The sequence below is a fragment of the Pseudomonadota bacterium genome (genome assembly GCA_022361155.1).
Classification (GTDB): Bacteria; Myxococcota_A; Polyangia; order Polyangiales; family JAKSBK01; genus JAKSBK01.
This window is the reverse complement of record JAKSBK010000504.1, coordinates 1-1,582: the sequence shown is the minus strand read 5'-3', so window position 1 is coordinate 1,582 and position 1,582 is coordinate 1. Positions and strand designations below refer to the sequence as shown.

Here is a 1,582-nt window from a genome sequence, read left to right as displayed (position 1 = left end):
GCAGGGGATAGGGATGCAAGATGCGGGCGGGAGGTAGCCAGCGCTCAATGAGCCGCCGCATTCGTTGCCAGGTCATGTTGGTTTTGTGGCTGCGTCGTCCAAGACTCCGCCGCCAGTACCAGATACCACCTCAACGAGCACCTCATGACGGCGCTACGCGCGGCCGGCTACACGCCCGCATGGTGCGAGCAGCAGCTGGCCAAGTGGAACTACAAACTCGATGAAGACGACGACGCGATTGACACGATCGAGGCGTGGATACGCAAGCACCGATTCAACGCCGCAGGCAAGTGCTGCGAGGCGCTTGTCGATGAGTTGACCTACCTCGAAAACAACAAGGACCGGATGCACTACGCCTCGCACCGAGCGTCCGGGCTGCCGTGTGGCAGCGGCCCAACCGAGGCAGCGTACAAATCGGTGGTCAAGGCGCGAGCATGTCGCTCGGGCCAGCGTTGGCACCCCCGAGGGTGTCGACAACATCCTGACCCTACGTGCGCTTGCTCAAAGCGAACGGCTCCCCCGTGCATTTGAAGTGCTACGCCGTGACTACTACGTCGCCGATGTCAGGCTCGCCGCCTGATCCGAGAGCGTTCCAGACCCATTTGATCGGGTGCTTTCCGGGGTCGCTGCACGCCGATGAGGGTCCACGGTGCGAGCCTAGAATCGGTGAGTTATGACTTGATGAGTTATGACTTGATGAGTTATGACTTGATGAGTTAGACATGTTCGTGGGTCGGAGACGTGAGCTCGAGCTGCTCGGGCGGCAGTACAACCGGACAGAGGGGGCATTCGTGCCGGTCTACGGTCGCCGGCGGATTGGCAAGAGCGAGCTCTTGCGGCAGTTCCTGCGCTCGCGACCGGGGCTCTATTTCGTTGGCAAGTCGGCGCCGCGCGAGCTGCAGCTGCGCGAATTCGCGCGCGAGGCTGCCCGACTGCTGGATGAACGCCTGCTGGAGTCGCTCGGTCCGAGAGGCGACTGGAAGTCGCTGCTGCAGGAGGTCACGGATCGTTGGCGCGGGCCCGGCAAGCTGGTGCTCGCTTTTGATGAGTTCCAATGGACTGCGGAGTCCTGTCCCGAACTGACGAGCGTCCTGCAGGAGCTATGGGACCGACAGTGGCGCAGTGCCGGCGTGATGCTGATACTTTGCGGCTCGCTGATAGGTTTCATGGAACGCGAGGTCTTGGGGCGAAAGAGCCCGCTCTTCGGCCGGCGCACGGCCGAGATACGCTTGCGACCATTTGAGCCGCAGGAAGCCGCCGAGTTCCATCCGCGCTGGTCGCGCACCGACCAGGCCAGCGCATACTTCTTCTGTGGCGGCGTTGCGCAATACCATCGAGCCCTTGATCCGGAGCTTTCGATTCGGCAGAACCTCCAAGCCACGATACTGTCGGAGTTTGCCCCGCTGTTCCGTGAGCCCGACTTCCTGCTGCGTGAAGAGCTTCGTGATCTTGAGAAGTACCACGCGGTGCTGGCCTCGGTCGCTTCGGGCGCCAACACGCTGGCCGCGATAGCGTCTCGGACGCAAGTCCCGCGTGGCAGCGTGCACTACTATACCGAGACCCTGAACGAGCTCGGCTACAT

Annotated in this window: 2 protein-coding genes; both read left to right on the top strand. The window is 62.3% G+C overall.

The features are described 5' to 3' along the window. The first annotated feature begins 144 nt into the window (after window positions 1–144). Entirely contained in the window at window positions 145–531 is a 387-nt protein-coding gene (locus MJD61_18860) for a hypothetical protein (protein MCG8557325.1), read from the top strand. Between the two features lie 197 nt (window positions 532–728). Continuing rightward, window positions 729–1,582 (top strand): ATP-binding protein (locus MJD61_18855; protein ID MCG8557324.1); only part of this gene is annotated, 854 nt, incomplete at its 3' end.